Source organism: Serratia sp. FS14 (assembly GCF_000695995.1).
In the GTDB taxonomy this organism is placed as follows: Bacteria; Pseudomonadota; Gammaproteobacteria; order Enterobacterales; family Enterobacteriaceae; genus Serratia; species Serratia nematodiphila.
Window position 1 is genome coordinate 219,763 of record NZ_CP005927.1, and the last position, 18,688, is coordinate 238,450.

The 18,688-nt window shown below is 61.1% G+C and carries 18 protein-coding genes; 1 reads left to right on the top strand and 17 read right to left on the bottom strand.

The window, feature by feature from the left end:
* Positions 1-10: 10 nt before the first annotated feature.
* The 4 genes from L085_RS00970 to serB form a co-directional block, all read right to left on the bottom strand.
* Positions 11-1,444, bottom strand: a complete 1,434-nt coding sequence (locus L085_RS00970) for a glycosyltransferase family 39 protein (RefSeq protein WP_015376597.1) — start codon at positions 1,442-1,444, stop codon at positions 11-13.
* Positions 1,445-1,577: 133 nt separating this feature from the next.
* Positions 1,578-2,852, bottom strand: coding sequence for a multifunctional transcriptional regulator/nicotinamide-nucleotide adenylyltransferase/ribosylnicotinamide kinase NadR (gene nadR, locus L085_RS00975; protein WP_021505379.1), 1,275 nt, complete (start codon positions 2,850-2,852; stop codon positions 1,578-1,580).
* 58 nt (positions 2,853-2,910) lie between these two features.
* Entirely contained in the window at positions 2,911-4,296 is a 1,386-nt protein-coding gene (gene radA, locus L085_RS00980) for a DNA repair protein RadA (RefSeq protein WP_044029727.1), read from the bottom strand.
* A 19-nt stretch (positions 4,297-4,315) separates the two neighbouring features.
* Entirely contained in the window at positions 4,316-5,293 is a 978-nt protein-coding gene (gene serB / locus L085_RS00985) for a phosphoserine phosphatase (protein WP_004933052.1), read from the bottom strand.
* A gap of 110 nt (positions 5,294-5,403) precedes the next feature.
* On the opposite strand from serB, the gene L085_RS00990 reads away from it, so the two are divergent.
* On the top strand, positions 5,404-6,087 hold the full coding sequence (locus L085_RS00990; protein ID WP_004933054.1) for a YtjB family periplasmic protein: 684 nt from the start codon (positions 5,404-5,406) through the stop codon (positions 6,085-6,087).
* Between the two features lie 169 nt (positions 6,088-6,256).
* Here the strand turns inward: L085_RS00990 and deoD are convergent, their stop codons facing one another.
* From deoD to L085_RS01050, 13 genes are all read right to left on the bottom strand, one after another.
* Positions 6,257-6,988 carry a purine-nucleoside phosphorylase gene (deoD, locus tag L085_RS00995; protein ID WP_004933059.1) on the bottom strand — a complete coding sequence of 244 codons (732 nt, stop codon included), beginning with the start codon at positions 6,986-6,988 and terminating at the stop codon, positions 6,257-6,259.
* A gap of 96 nt (positions 6,989-7,084) precedes the next feature.
* The gene (gene deoB / locus L085_RS01000) at positions 7,085-8,308 is read right to left on the bottom strand and encodes a phosphopentomutase (protein WP_015376593.1); all 1,224 of its coding nucleotides are present in this window, start codon (positions 8,306-8,308) and stop codon (positions 7,085-7,087) included.
* Positions 8,309-8,378: 70 nt separating this feature from the next.
* A complete protein-coding gene (gene deoA / locus L085_RS01005; protein WP_004933068.1) occupies positions 8,379-9,701 on the bottom strand; it encodes a thymidine phosphorylase in 1,323 nt (440 codons plus the stop codon).
* Positions 9,702-9,767: 66 nt separating this feature from the next.
* Positions 9,768-10,547, bottom strand: a complete 780-nt coding sequence (gene deoC / locus L085_RS01010; RefSeq protein ID WP_044029728.1) for a deoxyribose-phosphate aldolase — start codon at positions 10,545-10,547, stop codon at positions 9,768-9,770.
* 370 nt (positions 10,548-10,917) lie between these two features.
* On the bottom strand, positions 10,918-12,195 hold the full coding sequence (locus L085_RS01015) for a NupC/NupG family nucleoside CNT transporter (protein WP_004933076.1): 1,278 nt from the start codon (positions 12,193-12,195) through the stop codon (positions 10,918-10,920).
* Between the two features lie 183 nt (positions 12,196-12,378).
* Positions 12,379-13,161: a TatD family hydrolase gene (locus tag L085_RS01020; protein WP_044029729.1), complete on the bottom strand. Its 783-nt coding sequence runs from the start codon at positions 13,159-13,161 to the stop codon at positions 12,379-12,381.
* Positions 13,158-14,276: a patatin family protein gene (locus L085_RS01025; RefSeq protein ID WP_031300414.1), complete on the bottom strand. Its 1,119-nt coding sequence runs from the start codon at positions 14,274-14,276 to the stop codon at positions 13,158-13,160. Before L085_RS01025 ends, L085_RS01020 begins: the two co-directional genes overlap by 4 nt.
* Positions 14,277-14,286: 10 nt before the next feature.
* Positions 14,287-14,472 carry a hypothetical protein gene (locus L085_RS01030; RefSeq protein WP_004933086.1) on the bottom strand — a complete coding sequence of 62 codons (186 nt, stop codon included), beginning with the start codon at positions 14,470-14,472 and terminating at the stop codon, positions 14,287-14,289.
* 68 nt (positions 14,473-14,540) lie between these two features.
* Entirely contained in the window at positions 14,541-14,702 is a 162-nt protein-coding gene (locus L085_RS24265; protein ID WP_004933089.1) for a DUF1328 domain-containing protein, read from the bottom strand.
* A 161-nt stretch (positions 14,703-14,863) separates the two neighbouring features.
* Positions 14,864-15,478: a molecular chaperone OsmY gene (gene osmY / locus L085_RS01035; protein ID WP_004933091.1), complete on the bottom strand. Its 615-nt coding sequence runs from the start codon at positions 15,476-15,478 to the stop codon at positions 14,864-14,866.
* A gap of 516 nt (positions 15,479-15,994) precedes the next feature.
* Positions 15,995-17,584, bottom strand: a complete 1,590-nt coding sequence (gene prfC / locus L085_RS01040) for a peptide chain release factor 3 (protein WP_004933094.1) — start codon at positions 17,582-17,584, stop codon at positions 15,995-15,997.
* Positions 17,585-17,735: 151 nt separating this feature from the next.
* Positions 17,736-18,179: a ribosomal protein S18-alanine N-acetyltransferase gene (rimI, locus tag L085_RS01045; protein WP_044029730.1), complete on the bottom strand. Its 444-nt coding sequence runs from the start codon at positions 18,177-18,179 to the stop codon at positions 17,736-17,738.
* Complete coding sequence (locus tag L085_RS01050; protein WP_044029731.1) at positions 18,124-18,561, bottom strand: DNA polymerase III subunit psi; 438 nt, start codon at positions 18,559-18,561, stop codon at positions 18,124-18,126. Before L085_RS01050 ends, rimI begins: the two co-directional genes overlap by 56 nt.
* Between the last annotated feature and the right edge of the window lie 127 nt (positions 18,562-18,688).

Consider the following 18,688-nt stretch of genomic DNA (forward strand, 5'->3'; position numbering starts at 1 on the left):
CGCGCCGCCGTTACTGCGGACGAACGAAACCGACGCACAGCGTCTGCTCGTCGCTATGCGGATCGGCGCGGAACGTCAGCGTCTGCTGCCAATCGAGGCGCATCTTCGGCCAGTGGGCCAACTCGCCGCCGAAGTCGCTGCGCGCGCAGTCCTCACCCAACCGCCCGAACAGGGCAACGCCGTGCTGCGCAATCTGCGGATAGCTGATGTTGACGTTGTAGATATTCGGCCGCGTATGATTGGACCAACGCGTAATGGTTCGCGGCCGGGAACCGGCGTACACCGTCATCCACTGCGACAGGTATTCGCCGCCGACGTAGCGCAGTTCAACGCCATACCGCTCCTGCCACTGCCGCTCCACCTCGGCGCTGAACGCCTTGATACCCACCATTTTCTGACCGGCGTTGCGCACGTTGCCCAGCATCACCGCGGCATACCCCAGGTAGACCGCCAGCGCCGCGCACATCAGACCAATGGTCGCCGCGCGCAGCGAACGCACCGGCGGCTGGCGCACGCAACCGACCAACAGCGCAGGCGCCAGCATGAAGAACGGCTGCAGCCATTCGGTCAGCCGGCCGCCGACGTTGAAAGAGAACCAGAAGGTAATGATGCCGAGCGGCAACAGGTAGACCCACAGCAACACCCGCATCGGCAACGCCGATGGCCAGGCCAGCACCGCCCCGCTGCGCCGCAGGATCCCCCACAGCACCAGCGACGGATAGAACACCAGCAGCAGCGACTGCAGCATGTCGAGATTGAGCTGCATCTTGATCTGCGAATCCACCCACTTGAAGGCGGCGAAATCGTGGTTCCACAACCAGAACACGTTCGGCAACACCAGCGCCAACCAGATCGCCACCGCCAGATAGAACTGCGGCTGGCGATAACAGCGGCGGATCTGCGGTACGAACAGCGTCGACAGCGCGGCGAAATAGACGAAGGCGAAGGTCGAGTACTTCGCCATCATCGCCAAACCGGCCGTCAGCGCGAAGGCCGGCCACCAGTTGGCCGAACGCGATATAGCCAGGTGGAAAAACAGCGCCATCCACGGCCACAGCATCACCAACAGGTAATTGTCGTTGTAGGGAATGATGTCGAAATTGATGATGCCGGACAGGTTGAGCGTCAACAGCGCCATCCAGGCCAGCGAGGTGCTGCCGCTCAGCCGGCGCGCCAACAGCCAGACGCCCAACATGCCGATGGCGATGGCGATGAAGTGCCCGCCATACCAGTACAGGTTCAGCGGCAGCCACGAGAACCCGATCGCCGGCTGCATCGCCGCCCCGACCAGCCACGGGTTTTTCGGTGAGCCCCATTCGCCGTTGAGGCCCCAGTTGAGCGCCTCGACGGCGTCGTAAGGCAGGGTAGGATCGAGATGAACAGTCAGCAGCGTCCAGGCTGCGGCATAGCAGACCAACCAAAGAGCGAGCAAGCGATAAGACATGTCTTCTTCTAAGCGTTATTGTAAAGAAAAGCTTAACGTAGTCGCTGTCGAATGAACCATGTTTAAACAAGCCGTTAAATGTGCGCCCGGGCGGCCGTTTCTGCCGCGCGATCGCACATTACGCTAATTTTGCTCAGCCTGCGGCGTGATGCTGGGCGGGCGCGTTCACCAACCGGCCGGCGTCCGCCGCCAGCAGCTGTTGCACCAGCTCGACGCAGCGCAGGAAGCGCTCTTCGTAATCGCTGGACTCAACGTGCACATACTCGATGTTGTTGGCGCGCAGCATCTCCTCCAGCAGGCGCTGAAACGCCAGCCGATCGGCGGTACTGCCCAGGCTGCGCAGGCCGTCCGCCACCCACGGCGTGTTGTTTTCCAGCAGGATCACCAGATCGAAACGGTATTCGTCGATCAGCGCCTGCACGAAGGGGTGTTCACGCCCCTCGTACTTTTTGCAAAACGCCTGGGTGGTGACGAAATCGGTATCGATAAATGCCACCTTGTTGGCGTACTTGACCGCGAAATCCACGTATTGCGCCTGCCCGAGGGCAATTTTGTCGTAGTCGGAGTACTGCAGCGCCATCTCGTCGCCGCCCAGGTGCGAGAACACGTAATCGCGGCCATATTCCCAGGCGCTGGTGGTGTTGAAGATGTTGGCCAGCTTGTTGACCAGCGTCGATTTGCCGCTCGACTCGCCGCCGAGGATCGCCACGGTGCGCACGAAGAACGGCTTCACCTCGGTCGGGATGTAATCCCAGTAGCGGAACGGATCCTGGCGGATCTGATTGCCGCTGATGTTCATGAACGAACGCTCGGGGTCGACCAGAATGGTTTCGATGCCCAGATGCTCGCGGTAACGCGGCGCATCCTGCGCTTCGCTGGAATAGATAAAGCTCGGCACGATGCCTTTCTGTTCCATAAAGGCCTTCATGCCGTCGCTCCACACGTTCCAGCCGTGCGGGTAGGGCTCGATGCCCTGCTCGTCGAACGAGTGGATATGGATGTTTTTCTGGTACTTGAAGGTCTGCAGCAGCCAGCGCAGGCGATCGCTGACCGTCGGCTGTTGCGACATCGAACTGTTCTCGAACAGTTCGCGGTCGCGCGGCTCGTCGTGGCACAAAATGACGTGCAGCTCATCCACCTGGCTGCAGGCGCGCTGGATCAGGTAGATGTGGCCGGTGTGCAGCGGGTAAAATTTACCAAACACCACGCCGACTTTAACCTCTTTACGCGGGAACTCCAGCCCGAGAAAACGGTGCAGCGCTTCGAGCTTTTGCGCGCTCGGGCTTTTGATCTTGTCGTTCAACAGCTGGCTCAGATAGCCCTTGGTCATGCCGCTGGCATCCGCCACCTGCTGCAACGTGCAGCCCTTTTGCTTGATGGACGTCTTCAGGTAATCAAATTGCGGCATGGCCACCTCCGTTTAGTATGCTAAACAAAATAGTATATCTTGCTCGCCGTCGGCGACATTAATAAAACTCTTCCAGCACGTCCAGCGCGTCCGCCAGCTTCTTGACCCCGAACACCTGCATGTTGGCCGGCGGCTTCTTCGGCATATTGCCGTGCGGCACGATGGCGCGCTTGAAGCCGTGCTTGGCCGCTTCGGCGATCCGCTCCTGGCCGCTCGGCACCGGGCGAATTTCCCCCGCCAGCCCCACTTCGCCGAACACCACCAGATCGTTCGGCAGCGGCCGATCGCGCAGGCTCGAGACCAGCGACATCAGCAACGCCAGATCGGCGCTGGTCTCACTGACTTTCACCCCGCCGACCACGTTGACGAACACGTCCTGATCCGACATCTGCAGCCCGCCGTGCCGGTGCAGCACCGCCAGCAGGATCGCCAACCGGTTCTGCTCCAGGCCCACCGCCACGCGGCGCGGGTTGGACATCATCGAGTGATCCACCAGCGCCTGGATCTCCACCAGCAGCGGCCGGGTGCCTTCCCACACCACCATCACCGAGCTGCCGGAGGTGACTTCATCGCCGCGGCTGAGGAAGATCGCCGACGGGTTGCTGACTTCGCGCAGCCCCTGTTCGGTCATGGCGAACACCCCCAGCTCGTTGACCGCGCCGAAGCGGTTCTTGTGGCTGCGCAGGGTACGGAAGCGGGAATCGGCGTCGCCGTCCAGCAGCACCGAACAGTCGATACAGTGTTCCAGCACTTTTGGCCCGGCCAGCGAGCCGTCTTTGGTGACGTGGCCGACCATCAAGATCGCCACGCCGCGCGTCTTGGCGAAGCGCGTCAGGTAGGCGGCGGTTTCCCGCACCTGCGCCACGCTGCCCGGCGAAGACTGAATGTCCGCCATGTGCATCACCTGAATCGAGTCGATCACCATCAGCTTCGGCTGTTCCTGCTCAGCGATCAGGCAGATCTGCTCGATGCTGGTTTCCGACAGCATGTTCAGGCCGCCGGTCGGCAGCCCCAGACGGTGAGCGCGCATCGCCACCTGCTGCAGCGACTCCTCACCGGTGACGTACAGGGTTTTCATCTGTTCGGACAGTTTGCACAGCACCTGCAGCAACAGGGTGCTCTTGCCGGCGCCGGGGTTGCCGCCGATCAGAATCGCGCTGCCGGGCACCACGCCGCCGCCCAGCACGCGGTCGAACTCGAGAAAGCCGGTGGTGAAGCGCGGCAGCGCCTCCAGGCTGATTTCCGACAGCTTCTGCACCTTGCTGACGCCGGCGTCTCCGGCATAGCCGCTGAGGCGATCGTTGCGCGCCGCTGCGGGCGACGCGGCCAAACGCACTTCCGTGATGGTGTTCCAGGCATGACAGGCGCTGCACTGCCCCTGCCAACGCGGATAGTCCGCCCCGCACTCATTGCACACAAATGCCCGTTTTGCCGCTTTTGCCACGTCTTACCTCAATCTTTCGTTATCGCACTTCGTGTTTCAGGCTGCCGGTGAGAATACACAGCACGCCCATCAGATCCGCATGCCGGATCGATACCTGCGCTTTTTCATACACTTTCGGCTTGGCGTGGTAGGCGATGCCCAGCCCCGCCGCCTGCATCATTTTCAAGTCGTTGGCGCCGTCGCCGATGGCCACGGTTTGCGCCAGCGGGATCTCCAGCTTCTCCGCCAGCCGCAGCAGCGTGTCGGCTTTGAACTGCGCGTCCACCACCGGCCCCAGCACTTCGCCGGTCAGCTTGCCGTCGCGGATCTCCAGCTCATTGGCCGCCGCCGCCACCAGCCGCAGCCGGTTGCGCAGGTATTCGGCGTAGTAGGTGAAGCCGCCGGAGGCGATCGCCACATGCCAGCCCATCGCCTGCAGCTTGCCCACCAGGCTGGTCAGCCCCGGCATCAACGGCAGCTCGTCGCGCACCTGCTTGAGGATGTTGGCATCGGCCCCTTTCAGCGTGCCGACGCGCTGGCGCAGGCTGGCGGTAAAGTCCAGCTCGCCGCGCATCGCGCGTTCGGTGACTTCCGCCACCTGTTCGCCGACGCCCGCCAATTTGGCGATCTCGTCGATGCATTCGATCTCGATCGCCGTCGAATCCATGTCCATCACCAGCAGCCCCGGCGTGCGCAGGTGCGGGATCTTGCCGAGCGGCGCCACGTCCAGCCCGCTCTCCGCCGCCAACAGCTTGGCGCGCGGCGTCAAGGTGCCCGCCAGCCGCACCACCTGATAGTCGTCCACGCCCCAGGCGGTGACGATCACCATCGCCGCGCCCAGCTTGCGTTGGAATTGGGTAATGCGCGCCTTGTCCAGCTTCCTGCCGTATAACAGCCACCCGGTATTGCCCGCCCGGTAGTCCAGCGGCATCACTTCGTCGCCGCTGAGCGAAAGGGGAAGACCCGGCCATTGAGAGATCTCCGCCGGAAGATCGCAATAGGTCAGACTGTTTGACATCATTGACTCCTGAATGGACAAAAACGCTGCATGATAAAACGACGCATCAAGCTATCCTATCGCCAGCGGTTCTGGCAACATAAAGTGTCCCCGATGCCCAAGGAACCTGCATGGCTCGCGCTAAACTGAAATTTCGCCTGCACCGCACCGCTATTATCCTGATTTGCCTGGCTTTGCTGGTGCTGCTGATGCAGGGCGCCTCTTATTTTAGTCTGAGTCACCAAATGGCGCGATCCGAGCAGGTGGAAGAGCTGGCGCAGACGCTGACCAAACAGGTCGCCTACAGCCTGGCGCCGCTGCTGGACGACGACGGCAACAACCCGCGCATCGACGCCATCCTCAAGCAGCTCACCGATCACAGCCGCATTCTCGACGTCAGCGTGTATCAGTTGGACGGCACGCTGGTCTCCCACGCCGGGGAGCAGATAAGTATACGCGATCGCCTGTCGCTCGACGGCAAACGCGCCGGCAGCTACTTCAACCACCAATTGGTCGAATCCATTCAGGGCAAAGACGGCCCGATCGGCTTTATCCGCATCACCCTCGACACCCACGTGCTGGCGACCGAATCCAAACAGGTGGACAACACCACCAACCTGCTGCGCCTGATGATCCTGCTGGCGCTGGCGATCGGCATCATTCTGGCGCGCACCCTGCTGCAGCACCGCCGCAGCCGCTGGCAGCAGTCGCCGTACCTGTTGACCGCCAACACGCCACTGGAAGAAGGCAATACGGTGGAAGACGACGAAGAGGATGCGCCGGAGACAAAGCAGGAAGCGCCGAAGAAGGAGTAACTCAGGCCAGGCGTTGAATGCGTCCGTGCCGTTTTCTTGTCCTTTCGGTGAATAGATTGTCCGTAACAACGGGATCCACATCCAATTGAAAGGTAAAGCGTTAGCAAAAAACGGCCATGCGGAGTGAATAGATTGACGGGCGGGCGCCATGACGGCGCCCGCCGCGTTATTACGCTTTGTCGCCCAGCAGCACGGATTCCAGCGCGATAACGATCATTTCGTTAAAGGTGGTCTGGCGTTCCGCCGCCGTGGTCGCTTCGTGACGCAGGATGTGGTCGGACACGGTGCAGATGGTCAGCGCCTTACAGCCGAACTCTTCGTACAGCTCCGCCGCCACGCCGTAGATGCCGGCCGCTTCCATTTCCACGCCCAGGATGCCGTACTTCTTCATCACCTGGAACATATCCGGATCCGGGGTGTAGAACAGATCGGCGGAGAAGATGTTGCCCACGCGCGCCGGGATGCCCTGCGCCGCCGCCGCGTCGACCGCGTTGCGCACCATGTCGAAGTCGGCGATCGCCGCGTAGTCGTTGTCCTTGAAGCGCAGACGGTTCACCTTAGAGTCGGTGCACGCGCCCATGCCGATCACCACGTCGCGCAGTTTGATATCGTCACGCACCGCGCCGCAGGAACCCACGCGAATGATCTTCTTCACGCCGAATTCGGCGATCAGCTCGCGCGCGTAGATGGAGCAGGACGGAATGCCCATGCCGTGGCCCATTACGGAGATGCGGCGGCCTTTGTAGGTGCCGGTGAAGCCCAACATGCCGCGCACGTTGTTCACTTCCACCGCGCCTTCCAGGAAGGTTTCGGCGATGTATTTTGCGCGCAGCGGATCGCCCGGCATCAGTACTACGTCAGCGAAATCACCCATCTCAGCATTAATGTGCGGCGTAGCCATAATTCTCTTCCTTTAAATCGTATTAAATAGCGTTAAACGTATAAGCCGTGGTATGTCAGGCGGCGGCCAACTGCGCCACCGCCTTAAACTCACGAATTAAAACAGGGTTTTACCGTAATCCATCGGCGACAGGCCAAAATAATTGGCGACGGTCTGGCCGATGTCGGCGAAGGTCTCGCGGTGGCCCAGCGAGCCCGGTTTCACTTTCGGGCCGTAGACCAGCACCGGGATGTGCTCACGGGTGTGGTCGGTGCCCGGCCAGGTCGGATCGCAGCCGTGGTCGGCGGTGAAGATGATGATGTCTTCGTCTTTCACCAGCTTCAGCAGCTCCGGCAGGCGGCGGTCGAACAGCTCCAGCGCGGCGGCGTAGCCCGCCACGTCGCGGCGATGGCCGTAAGAGGAGTCGAAGTCCACGAAGTTGGTGAACACGATGGTGTTGTCGCCGGCCTTTTCCATTTCAATCAGGGTCGCGTCGAACAGCGCGTCGATGCCGGTCGCTTTCACCTTCTTGGTGATGCCGACGTTGGCATAGATGTCGGCGATTTTACCGATCGACACCACTTCGCCGCCCTTCTCGTCCACCAGCTTTTTCAGCACGGTCGGCGCCGGCGGCTCTACCGCCAGATCGTGGCGGTTGCCGGTGCGCTGGAAGTGGCCCGGCTTGTCGCCGACGAACGGACGCGCGATCACGCGGCCGATGTTGTAACCGCCTTCGGTTAGCTCTTCACGCGCGATTTCGCACAGCTCGTATAGGCGATCCAGGCCGAAGGTTTCTTCATGGCAGGCGATCTGGAACACCGAGTCGGCGGAGGTGTAAAAAATCGGCTTGCCGGTTTTCATGTGCTCTTCGCCCAGTTGATCGAGGATCACGGTGCCGGATGAGTGACAGTTGCCCAGGTAGCCCGGCAGGTTGGCGCGCTCCACCAGCTTATCCAGCAGCGCCTGCGGGAAGCTGTTGTGCTCGTCCTTGAAGTAGCCCCAGTCGAACAGTACCGGCACGCCGGCGATTTCCCAGTGGCCCGACGGCGTGTCTTTACCGGAAGAGAGCTCGCTGGCGTATGCGTAAGCGCCGATGATGTCGGCATTGCGATCCAGCCCCTGCGGGAAGTTGCCGGTGGACTCTTCCGCCGCTTTGCCGAGCCCCAGGCGGCTCAGGTTAGGCAGCGTCAGCGGACCCTGGCGGCCCACGTTGGCTTCACCGCGCGCGCAAACCTCGGCGATGTGGCCCAGAGTGTCGGAACCCCGGTCGCCAAAACGATCGGCGTCTTCGCTGGCGCCGATGCCGAAGGAGTCCAATACCATAATAAATGTGCGTTTCATCTGTGCTCTCCTGCGTGTTCTCACGCTTTGGACGGCCGCGAAAAAGCCGCGGCCGTTCCTGATTCTTGGGTTATTCCGTGACGCGCTTATACACTACCGGCGTCGCTTCCGGCGCCTTGTCACTCAGCGTCATTGCGCTACGCACCGCATCGGCCGCCTGCTGCCAGCTCTCTTCATCGTTGGCGTGGATCATCGCCAGCGGCTGCTGGGCATCCACCTTATCACCCAGGCGCGCCACCTCGGTCAGACCGACGCTGTAATCGATGGCGTCGCTCGCCCGACGGCGGCCGCCGCCCAGCGAAACCACCGCCATGCCCAGCGCGCGGGTATCCATGGCGCTGATGATGCCCGGATTTTCAGCATACACCGGCTTGCTCAGCGTTGCCGCCGGCAGATAGCTATCATAACGTTCGACGAAGTCTATCGGCCCTTGCTGCGCCGCCACCATGCGGCCAAACACTTCCGCCGCCTTGCCGTTGTCCAGCACCGCCTGCAGTTTGGCACGCGCATCGGCCTCGTCATTCGCCAGGCCGCCGGACAGCAGCATCTCCACGCACAGCGCCAGCGTCACTTCCAGCAGGCGCGGGTTGCGGTATTCACCGGTCAGGAAACGCACCGCTTCGCGCACTTCCACCGCATTGCCGGCGCTGGAGGCCAGCACCTGGTTCATGTCGGTCAGCAGCGCAGTGGTCTTGCAGCCCGCGCCGTTGGCCACGCCGACGATCGCCTGCGCCAAATCTTGCGACAGGGCATAGGTCGGCATAAAGGCGCCGGAACCGACCTTCACGTCCATCACCAGCGCATCCAGCCCTTCCGCCAGTTTCTTGGCCAGAATGGAGGCAGTGATCAGCGGGATAGAATCCACGGTGGCGGTGATGTCGCGGGTGGCGTAAAAACGTTTGTCCGCCGGCGCCAGCGAGCTGGTCTGGCCGATGATCGCCACGCCGACGTCCTGAATAATTTTGCGGAAGGCGTTATCGTCCGGGAAAATATTGAAGCCCGGAATGGCTTCCAGCTTGTCCAGCGTGCCGCCGGTATGCCCCAGGCCGCGGCCGGAGATCATCGGCACATAGCCGCCGCAGGCCGCCACCATCGGGCCGAGCATCAGCGAGGTCACGTCGCCCACGCCGCCGGTCGAGTGCTTGTCGACGATCGGGCCGTTCAGCGCCAGACTCTTCCAGTCCAGCACGGTGCCGGAATCGCGCATCGCCATGGTGAGCGCCACGCGCTCCGGCATGCTCATGTCATGGAAATAAATGGTCATCGCCAGCGCGGCGATCTGCCCTTCCGACACCACATTGTCGCGAATACCGTTGATGAAAAAGCGGATTTCCGCTTCGCTTAACGGCTGGCCGTCGCGTTTCTTACGAATAATTTCTTGAGCCAGGAACAAGGCATCCCCCTGTGTCGCTGAGAGTCGGTGCAGACGGGCGCGCCTGGCGCCCGCCAACGAAATCGATCAGTAGCCGCCGCCGGCGGTCTGGGTCCGGTGGCCCAGCGTGGTCAGCAAGCTGGCCAGCAGGCTGGAAGCGCCAAAGCGGAAATGCCGCGCATCGGCCCACCCCTCGCCCAGAATACGATCGGCAAGTTGCAGATAATGCAGCGCGTCTTCCGCGGTGCGCACGCCGCCGGCCGGCTTGAAGCCCACCGTCTTCGCCACGCCCAGATCGCGGATCACCGACATCATCAGCTCGGCGCTCTCCAGGGTGGCGTTGACCGGCACCTTGCCGGTGGAGGTCTTGATAAAGTCAGCCCCGGCCTTGATGGCGATCTCGGACGCCTTGCGGATCAAATCGGCCTGTTTCAGCTCACCGGTTTCGATGATCACTTTCAGCAGCACGTTAGCCGCCTGGCAAGCCTGCTTGCACTGTTTCACCAGCTCGAAGCCGACCTGTTCGTTGCCGGCGATCAGCGCACGGTATGGGAACACCACGTCCACTTCATCCGCGCCATAGGCGATCGCCGCGCGGGTTTCCGCCAGCGCGATGTCGATATCGTCATTGCCATGCGGGAAGTTGGTCACGGTGGCGATGCGGATGTCCGGCGTGCCTTGCTCGCGCAGCGCCTTACGCGCCACCGGGATAAAACGCGGGTAGATGCAGATGGCCGCCGTGTGGCCGGCCGGGCTGTTGGCCTGACGACAGAGCGCGATCACTTTCTCGTCGGTGTCATCATCATTCAGCGTGGTTAAATCCATCAAGTTCAGCGCACGTTGCGCTGCTGCGGTTAATTCGGTCATAAAACTCTCCAACTGAGTACCTGGGTGTTGGCGAGCGGACTTGGTTCCATGAAGATAGCGCTGGGGAACGGCGTTCCCGCGGCGGCAACTGAGATCCTTCTCACCGCACATGGCCACCCGCCTTGCGGCCGGCCAGTAATAGCTATTTGAACACGAATGCCGGAGGCGATTCGCGTTCATCGTCACACTATATGAAATAGCACTGTAACAGACCGGAATTATATGTGAAGAGCATCACAAAATAACGCGATATCGTTCACAAATTCGCTAAAGAAGCGGCTGAAGATCGCGGGTGCGGCAAACACCCGCGTTGCTTAGAGTATAGGCGGAGTCCCGCGATCGGTCGCGCCGTCGCGGGCTCCGTGATGGCTTACAGCGCCAGGAAGAAGCCGGCGATGGTGGCACTCATCAGGTTGGACAGCGTGCCCGCCGCCACGGCCTTCAGACCGAAGCGCGCGATGTCGTGGCGACGGTTGGGCGCCATGCTGCCCAGACCACCCAGCAAGATCGCCACCGAGGAGAGGTTGGCGAAGCCGCACAGCGCAAAGGAGATGATCGCCTTGGTGTGCGTCGACAGTACCTGCAGGCCTTCCGCCGCCACTACGTCATCCGGGCGCAGATAGGCGCCGAAGTTCATGTAGGCGACGAACTCGTTGACGATGATCTTCTGGCCGATGAACGAACCGGCGGTCATCGCCTCGCTCCACGGCACGCCGATCAGGAAAGCGATCGGCGAGAACACCCAGCCGAGGATCAGTTCAAGCGACAGCTGCGGATAATCGAACCAGCCGCCGATACCGCCGAGAATACCGTTAAGCAAGGCGATCAGCGCGATAAACGCCAGCAGCATCGCACCGACGTTCAGCGCCAGCTGCATGCCGGAGGCCGCGCCGGAAGCCGCCGCGTCGATCACGTTGGCCGGACGATCTTCTTCAGCGATCAGCTTCATCGCATCGTCTTTATCATGGGTCTGCTCGGTTTCCGGCACCATCAGCTTGGCGAACAGCAGCCCGCCCGGCGCGGCCATGAAGGACGCCGCGATCAGGTATTCCAGCGGCACACCCATCTGCGCGTATCCCGCCAGCACCGAACCGGCCACCGAGGCCAGGCCGCCGCACATCACGGCGAACAGTTCTGACTGGCTCATGGTGGCGATATACGGACGCACCACCAAAGGCGCTTCGGTCTGGCCGACGAAAATGTTGGCGGTCGCCGACAGCGATTCGGTGCGCGAAGTGCCCAGTAACTTGTGCAGGCCGCCGCCCAGCACGCGGATCACCAACTGCATGATGCCGAGGTAGTACAGCACCGCAATCAGCGAGGAGAAGAACACGATCACCGGCAGGACGCGCAGCGCGAACACGAAGCCGCCGCCGCCGAACACCTCGAACATCTTGTCGGACACCAGCCCGCCGAAGATGAACGAAATGCCCTGATTGCCGTAGGCGATAACGTTTGCTACACCGTTAGACATACTGCCGAGGATGCTGCGGCCCAGCGGCACGTACAGCACCAGCGCGCCGATGCCGACCTGAATGATGAACGCCCACACGACGGTGCGCAGTTTGATGGCCCGGCGGTTGCTGGAGAGCAGCACCGCAATGGCGATCAGCACCGCCATGCCAACCAGACTCATGATGAGTTGCATGCAAAGTTTCCCTGTTGCAAAAAATAAAATACATCCCTGCTCATGAAGAGAGGTCTGCTATTGGAGAGTTTCGGGGGGATTATACTGAGCGAGGTCACCCTCGCACCGATTTATGTCACAAATGTATACAACGAGACGCAAATGAAAATCTTATAACGTGACGCAAGTCACGTTATAAGCTCGTCAATCCGGCATGGCAAACAGTGACTGGGTATTGCGTTGCAGATGGGCGGCGATCTCGTCGGCCGGTTCCGGCCGCAGCTCGCACAGCGCGTGAAACACCTCGGCGGCACGCTCGGGGCGATTCGGCTGCCCCTGATAGCCGGCCAGCGGCATGTCCGGCGCATCCGTCTCCAGCAGCAGCGCCTCAAGCGGCAGCTGCGCCATCACGCCGCGCGTTTTCTGCGCCCGCTCATAGGTGATGGTGCCGCCCACGCCGATGTAATAGCCGAGGCGGATAAACGCCTGCGCCTGCGACAGGCTGCCGGCGAAGCCGTGCACCACGCCGCGACGCGGCAGCTGCATGCGCCGCAGCGCCGCGGCCAGCTGATCGTGGGTACGCCGCGAGTGCAGGATCACCGGCAGGTCATGCTGTTTCGCCAGCCTCAGTTGGGCCAGCAGCACGCTTTGCTGGCGCTCGAACTGCGGGTTGTCCATATACAGATCGAGCCCGATCTCCCCCACCGCCACCAGCTTGCGCGGCCGTTCGGCCAACAGCGCCACCAGCTGTTCCAGCTGCGGCTCATGATGCTGCGCGATATACAGCGGGTGCAGCCCCAGCGCGGCGAACAGCGGCGCATGCTCCTGCGCCAGCCGCAACACCCGCGCGAAGCGATCGGCGGTGACCGTCGGGACGATGATGCGCTTTACGCCGGCGCTTGCCGCCCGCGTCAGGCTCTCGGCCTCATGTCCGGTAAAGGGCGGGAAATCGAAATGGCAGTGGGTGTCGGTAAAGGCGTAGCTCACAGCGCGCCCCCTTCACCCGGCGGCAGATCGCCCGGCAGGATGATTTTCGGCGCCGCCACCGCAGCCTCCGGCTGCGCCGTGAGATCGGGCGACATGGCGATGTCGGTCACGATCGGCGAAGGCATTCTGACGTTCTCCGGCTGGATCAGGCGGCGCGACAACGATTTTTGCACCTTGATACCGTCCGGTTCCTGCTGCGCCATCCACTGGCCGACGGTGGCCAGGAAGTAGCGGCCGCAGCGGCGCCCCAGGTGATAATCCTGATTGAGCGCCCCCAGTCGGCTGCCCAGCGCATTGCTGGCCAGCGGCTTAGGCGGGAAGATCTCGAAGATGCGCAGCTTGCCCGGCGGTTTCTCAATAAAGCGCTGGATGCGGTGATAGCTTTGCTCATGATGCTGCAGGATGCGCACCATCTGCTGCAGGCTGCTGTCGCTCAGCCAGTGCTCCATGCGCTTCATCCACTGTGGGGTGTAGTACATTTGCGAAGGCACGGTGCGGATCACCACGATGGTGTCGGCGCCGCGGCGGTAGGCCTCTTCAACCGGGATCGCATCGCTGATGCCGCCGTCCTGATAGCTGACGCCGTCCAACTCCACGCCCTGACGGTAAAAGCCGGGAATGGCGCTGGACGCCTTGATGGCCGGCAGCCAGCGTTCGCGCTGCGCCGGCAGATAGGCCGGTTCGAAATCGTCGCTGCGGCAGGCGCACAGCAGGAATTCGCGCCCGTCGATAAAATGCTGTTCCGCCACGTCCATCGCCAGCGGCATCTGCGCCGCCGCCGTATCAACCAGCCAATCGAGATCGATCAGATGCCCGCCGCGCACGAAACGCAGCGGATTGAAGAACTGGGCCGAGGTGGTGTAACGGGTGATCACCCGGCGCGCGTAGCCCATCTGCCCACAGATGTAGGCAGACAGATTCTGAGCGCCGGCCGATGTGCCGATCAGCAGATCGAAAGGGTTAAAGCCCGCGCGCTGGAACTCGTCCAGCACGCCGGCGGTGAAAATGCCGCGCTGGCCGCCGCCTTCGCAGACCAACGCCATTTTTCCTGGTCGAAAAGGTTTAGACGCCAGCGGTTCTATATTGCCGAGCGTGATGGGTATTCTGTATCCCAACTTGGCATCCTCAGTGAGACGTTTTCTCCGAGGATACCGCGTCTCGCTCTCTTCCGTAATCCTCTTGCAGCACGCCGACGAGGAAATCATTGCTGCCGGCCAACCAGGCACCATCGCTGCCGGACCATTCGGCCCACGCCTGCCATACCTGACCTTTCAGCTGTTTCCAGCGCCCGACGATAATGTCGCTGTTCATGGCCGGCCCTCCCCGAGGTGAGAAAAGGAATTAAGCTTTGTTACAGTTTGCAGGAAAATGCCGGCCGGCTAAGGGCGCCGACGGCCGGTGAACAGGCTGACCAGGAACAGGATGATGCCGACAACGAACACGACTTTGGCGGCCCAGGCGGCGGTGCCCGCCAGCGAACCGAACCCCAGTGCCGCAGCGATAAGCGCGATGACTAAAAAGATAATGCCCCAACGAAACATAAGCTTCTCCTTACCATTGTGAAAAAATTCGCTGCCGTCTACCGCCCCGACAACGGGACATCGACGGCAAATCAGTTTCTTTTTTTGGTGGTACACGTCGGGCCGCCTTCACGGCCCGACAGATGCGGCTTGTTGTTACTTGTTACGGGCGCCTGGCGGGATTACGGCTTGACCACCAGGTCGTTTTTCACGCTTTTCACGCCGTCGATAGCCTTGGCGATGCTTTCGGCACGCTCAGACTGCGCCTGCGTTTTCACCTCACCGGAAAGCTGCACCACGCCATCGGTGGTTTCCACTTTCACATTGCGCGACGGCACGATGTCATCGGCCAGCAGCTTGGCTTTCAGCTCGCTGGTGGTGGCGGTGTCGCCGGCATACGATTTGATCGACTGGTTGGCTTCATCTTTCACGTGCAGCTTGTCGCTGACGGTTTTGACGCCTTCCACCTTACCGGCAACCGCAACCGCATGCTCCGCCTGCGCCTGGCTGCCGACAAACCCGCTAAGGATCACGGTGCCTTTTTCGGTTTTCACCGAAATGTCAGTGCTTTTGATGGTTTTATCGTCCACCAACGCACTTTTAACTTTAGCCGTTATCGCGCTGTCATCCATGTAACCGTCAACTTTTTTCATGGAGCTATCGATTTTGGCACCGGCACTGTCCGCGGCGTTAGACGCCTTGTTGAGCAGACTGTCTTCGGCCAGCGCAGTGCCGCTCACCAAAGCAGAACCCAAAACAACAGCCATCAGCGAGTGTGCAAATTTGGTCTTTTTCATCGATCTCTTCCTTTTGTTGGGGGCCCCAGCGCCAGAGCGCCGGAACCCTTCAGCCGCCTTCACGCGGCCTCTCGGTAAATACTTCATCATCGCTATACGATTAAGCGTTCACGACAGGAATATTGCAACCGCCGTGCCAACTTCATAAACACCTTAAAAATCAAACAAAAAAAGCATTGAGTCGGATTTTTAATCAAAAAACTGTCGCCTATTGACGACAGACCAAGTGACACGAAACGGTAAAACAGTCATCTCATTGATATTTAAGGAAACAGACTGTCTCCTATCGGCAACACATCAGAATAACTCACCAAACAATCAGCGTATTGCAGTGATTTACTCTCAAGCAATGTGCGGACATCTCGTTAAAGATAGACCATGTGGCGGAAAACGCAGGCCAATCGCGTCTCGCCTGGGCGGCATCGATTCGCAGGATAAAATATGAGGAAGATTTATTAATTAGCGGAGTGAGAATACGGGGAACTGGCAGGGCGCACCGGGCGCCCTGCCGATTTATCAGTGTTCGCGGGTCTTGCGGAAGGTCACGTCAGGATAACGTTCCTGCGTCAGGTTGAGGTTCACCATGGTCGGCGCGATGTAGGACAGGTTGTCCCCACCGTCCAGCGCCAGGTTGATCTCGTTCTTGCGCTTGAACTCTTCGAACTTCTTCACGTCGTCGCACTCGACCCAGCGCGCCGTCGACACGTTGACCGACTCATACAGCGCTTCCACGTTGTACTCGCTCTTCAAGCGCGCCACCACCACGTCGAACTGCAGCACGCCGACCGCGCCGACGATCAAATCGTTGTTGGCGATCGGGCGGAACACCTGCACCGCGCCCTCTTCGGACAGCTGCACCAGCCCCTTCAGCAGCTGTTTCTGCTTCAGCGGATCGCGCAGGCGAATGCGGCGGAACAGTTCCGGCGCGAAGTTCGGGATGCCGGTGAACTTCATATCTTCACCCTGGGTGAAGGTATCGCCGATCTGAATGGTGCCGTGGTTGTGCAGACCAATGATGTCGCCCGGGTAGGCTTCTTCCACGTGCGAGCGGTCACCGGCCATAAAGGTCAGCGCGTCGGAGATCACCACGTCTTTGCCGGTGCGCACCTGGCGCAGCTTCATGCCCTTCTCATAACGGCCGGACACCACGCGCATAAAGGCTACGCGGTCGCGGTGCTTCGGATCCATGTTGGCCTGAATCTTGAACACGAAGCCGGTGAATTTCTCTTCCGCCGCCGTCACTTCGCGAGTGTCGGTTTTGCGCGGCATCGGCGCCGGCGCCCAGGCCACCAGGCCGTCCAGCATATGATCCACGCCGAAGTTGCCGAGTGCGGTACCGAAGAACACCGGCGTCAGCTCGCCGCTCAGGAAAGCTTCCTGATCGAACTCGTGAGAAGCGCCCTGCACCAGCTCCAGCTCATCGCGCAGCTGCGCCGCCAGATCTTCGCCCACCGCCGCATCCAGCTCTGGGTTGTTCAGGCCCTTGACGATGCGCACTTCCTGAATGGTGTGGCCTTTACCGGTCTGGTACAGGTAGGTTTCATCCTTGTACAGGTGGTAAACGCCCTTGAACAGCTTGCCGCAGCCGATCGGCCAGGTGATGGGCGAGCAGGCGATCTTCAGTTCGCGCTCAACTTCATCCATCACCTCCATCGGATCGCGGATGTCGCGGTCCAGTTTGTTCATGAAGGTCAGGATCGGCGTGTCGCGCAGGCGGGTGACTTCCATCAGCTTGCGGGTGCGATCCTCTACGCCCTTGGCGGCGTCGATCACCATCAGACAGCAGTCGACCGCGGTCAGGGTGCGATACGTATCTTCGGAGAAGTCTTCGTGCCCCGGGGTATCCAGCAGGTTGACCAGGCTGTCACGGTACGGGAACTGCATCACCGAGGTGGTGATCGAGATCCCGCGCTGCTTTTCCATTTCCATCCAGTCGGATTTGGCGTGCTGGCTGGAGCCGCGGCCTTTTACCGTACCGGCGGTCTGGATCGCCTGTCCGAACAGCAGCACTTTTTCGGTAATGGTGGTTTTACCGGCATCGGGGTGCGAGATGATGGCGAAAGTTCTTCTTTTGGAGACTTCGCGGGCAAATTCACTAGGAGACATGGTTTTCAGGTTCTACGGTTAGTCCGCCCTGCGACATCATCAGAACGCGCCGATCGCGGCGCCGGGCAAAGCGGTGAATAAAAGATAACAGCCGGGCATTTTCGCCGATTTGCCAACCGGTGACAATCAATGCTTTTTCCGGCCGGGCTGATTACCCCAGCGGCAGCGCCATCACGATCGCGTCTTCGCGGCCGTGGGCGCTCGGGTAATAATTGCGGCGCACGGTGACTTCGTTGAAACCGAGATCTTCATACAGCGCGATCGCCGCCTGGTTGGAGGCGCGCACCTCCAGCCACAGCGTGACCACGCCGCGGCTCTCCAGCTGTTCGATCAACGCGTTGAGCAACAGGCGGCCAAAACCCCGGCGCTGGTGCTGCGGATGAATGGCGATGTTGAACAGCGTGGCTTCGTCCAGCACGATTTGCGTGATGGCGAATCCCGCCATCTCCCCGTCGGCGCTCAGCTTCAGGTTAAGGTAGCGATCGCCCTGATTGCTGGCGAAGGTGGTTTCCGTCCAGGGAAAGGCGTGGCTGGCTTGCTCAATGGTGAAGGCTGTAGCCAGGTCGGCCGCCGTCAGGGTAGAAATCGTGTTCATGATGACAAATCTGCTGCCAGAGGGCGCGTTTGGCCCCCGCGTCTTGGGAAAGCTCGGCCAGCGCCGGGCTGTGTAGCTGCGCGCCGGCGACCGCGAGCGGTTCCGTCACGCCCAGCCGCCAACTGTTGCATGTGGTCTCTTCAGGCAGCATCGCCGCCTGTTCCGGCGTCAGGCTGTAGGTTTGCGCCGGCGTCAGCCCCAGGCTGCGCAGCACGTCGCAAAACAGCGGATCGTCGGGTGCGGGCAGCGTCTGCGCGACCACCAGCAGGCGCGCCTCGGGCGGCAGACTGACCGCCACTTCGCCCTGCAACACGCCCGGGCGGCGCAATGTCCACTGCGTAATACCCAGTTGTTGTAACAGCCAGTCGCGTTTTGATGCCATGCCGATTCCTACCCATTGTGGTGCGCCATGCCTGCCATGCGCCGCGCTATGCTAACAAACCCGCGCAGCCCGCGCCAACAAACCCGTCGAACATATCGCCACAAAGCTCTATAATCCCCGGTCTCAT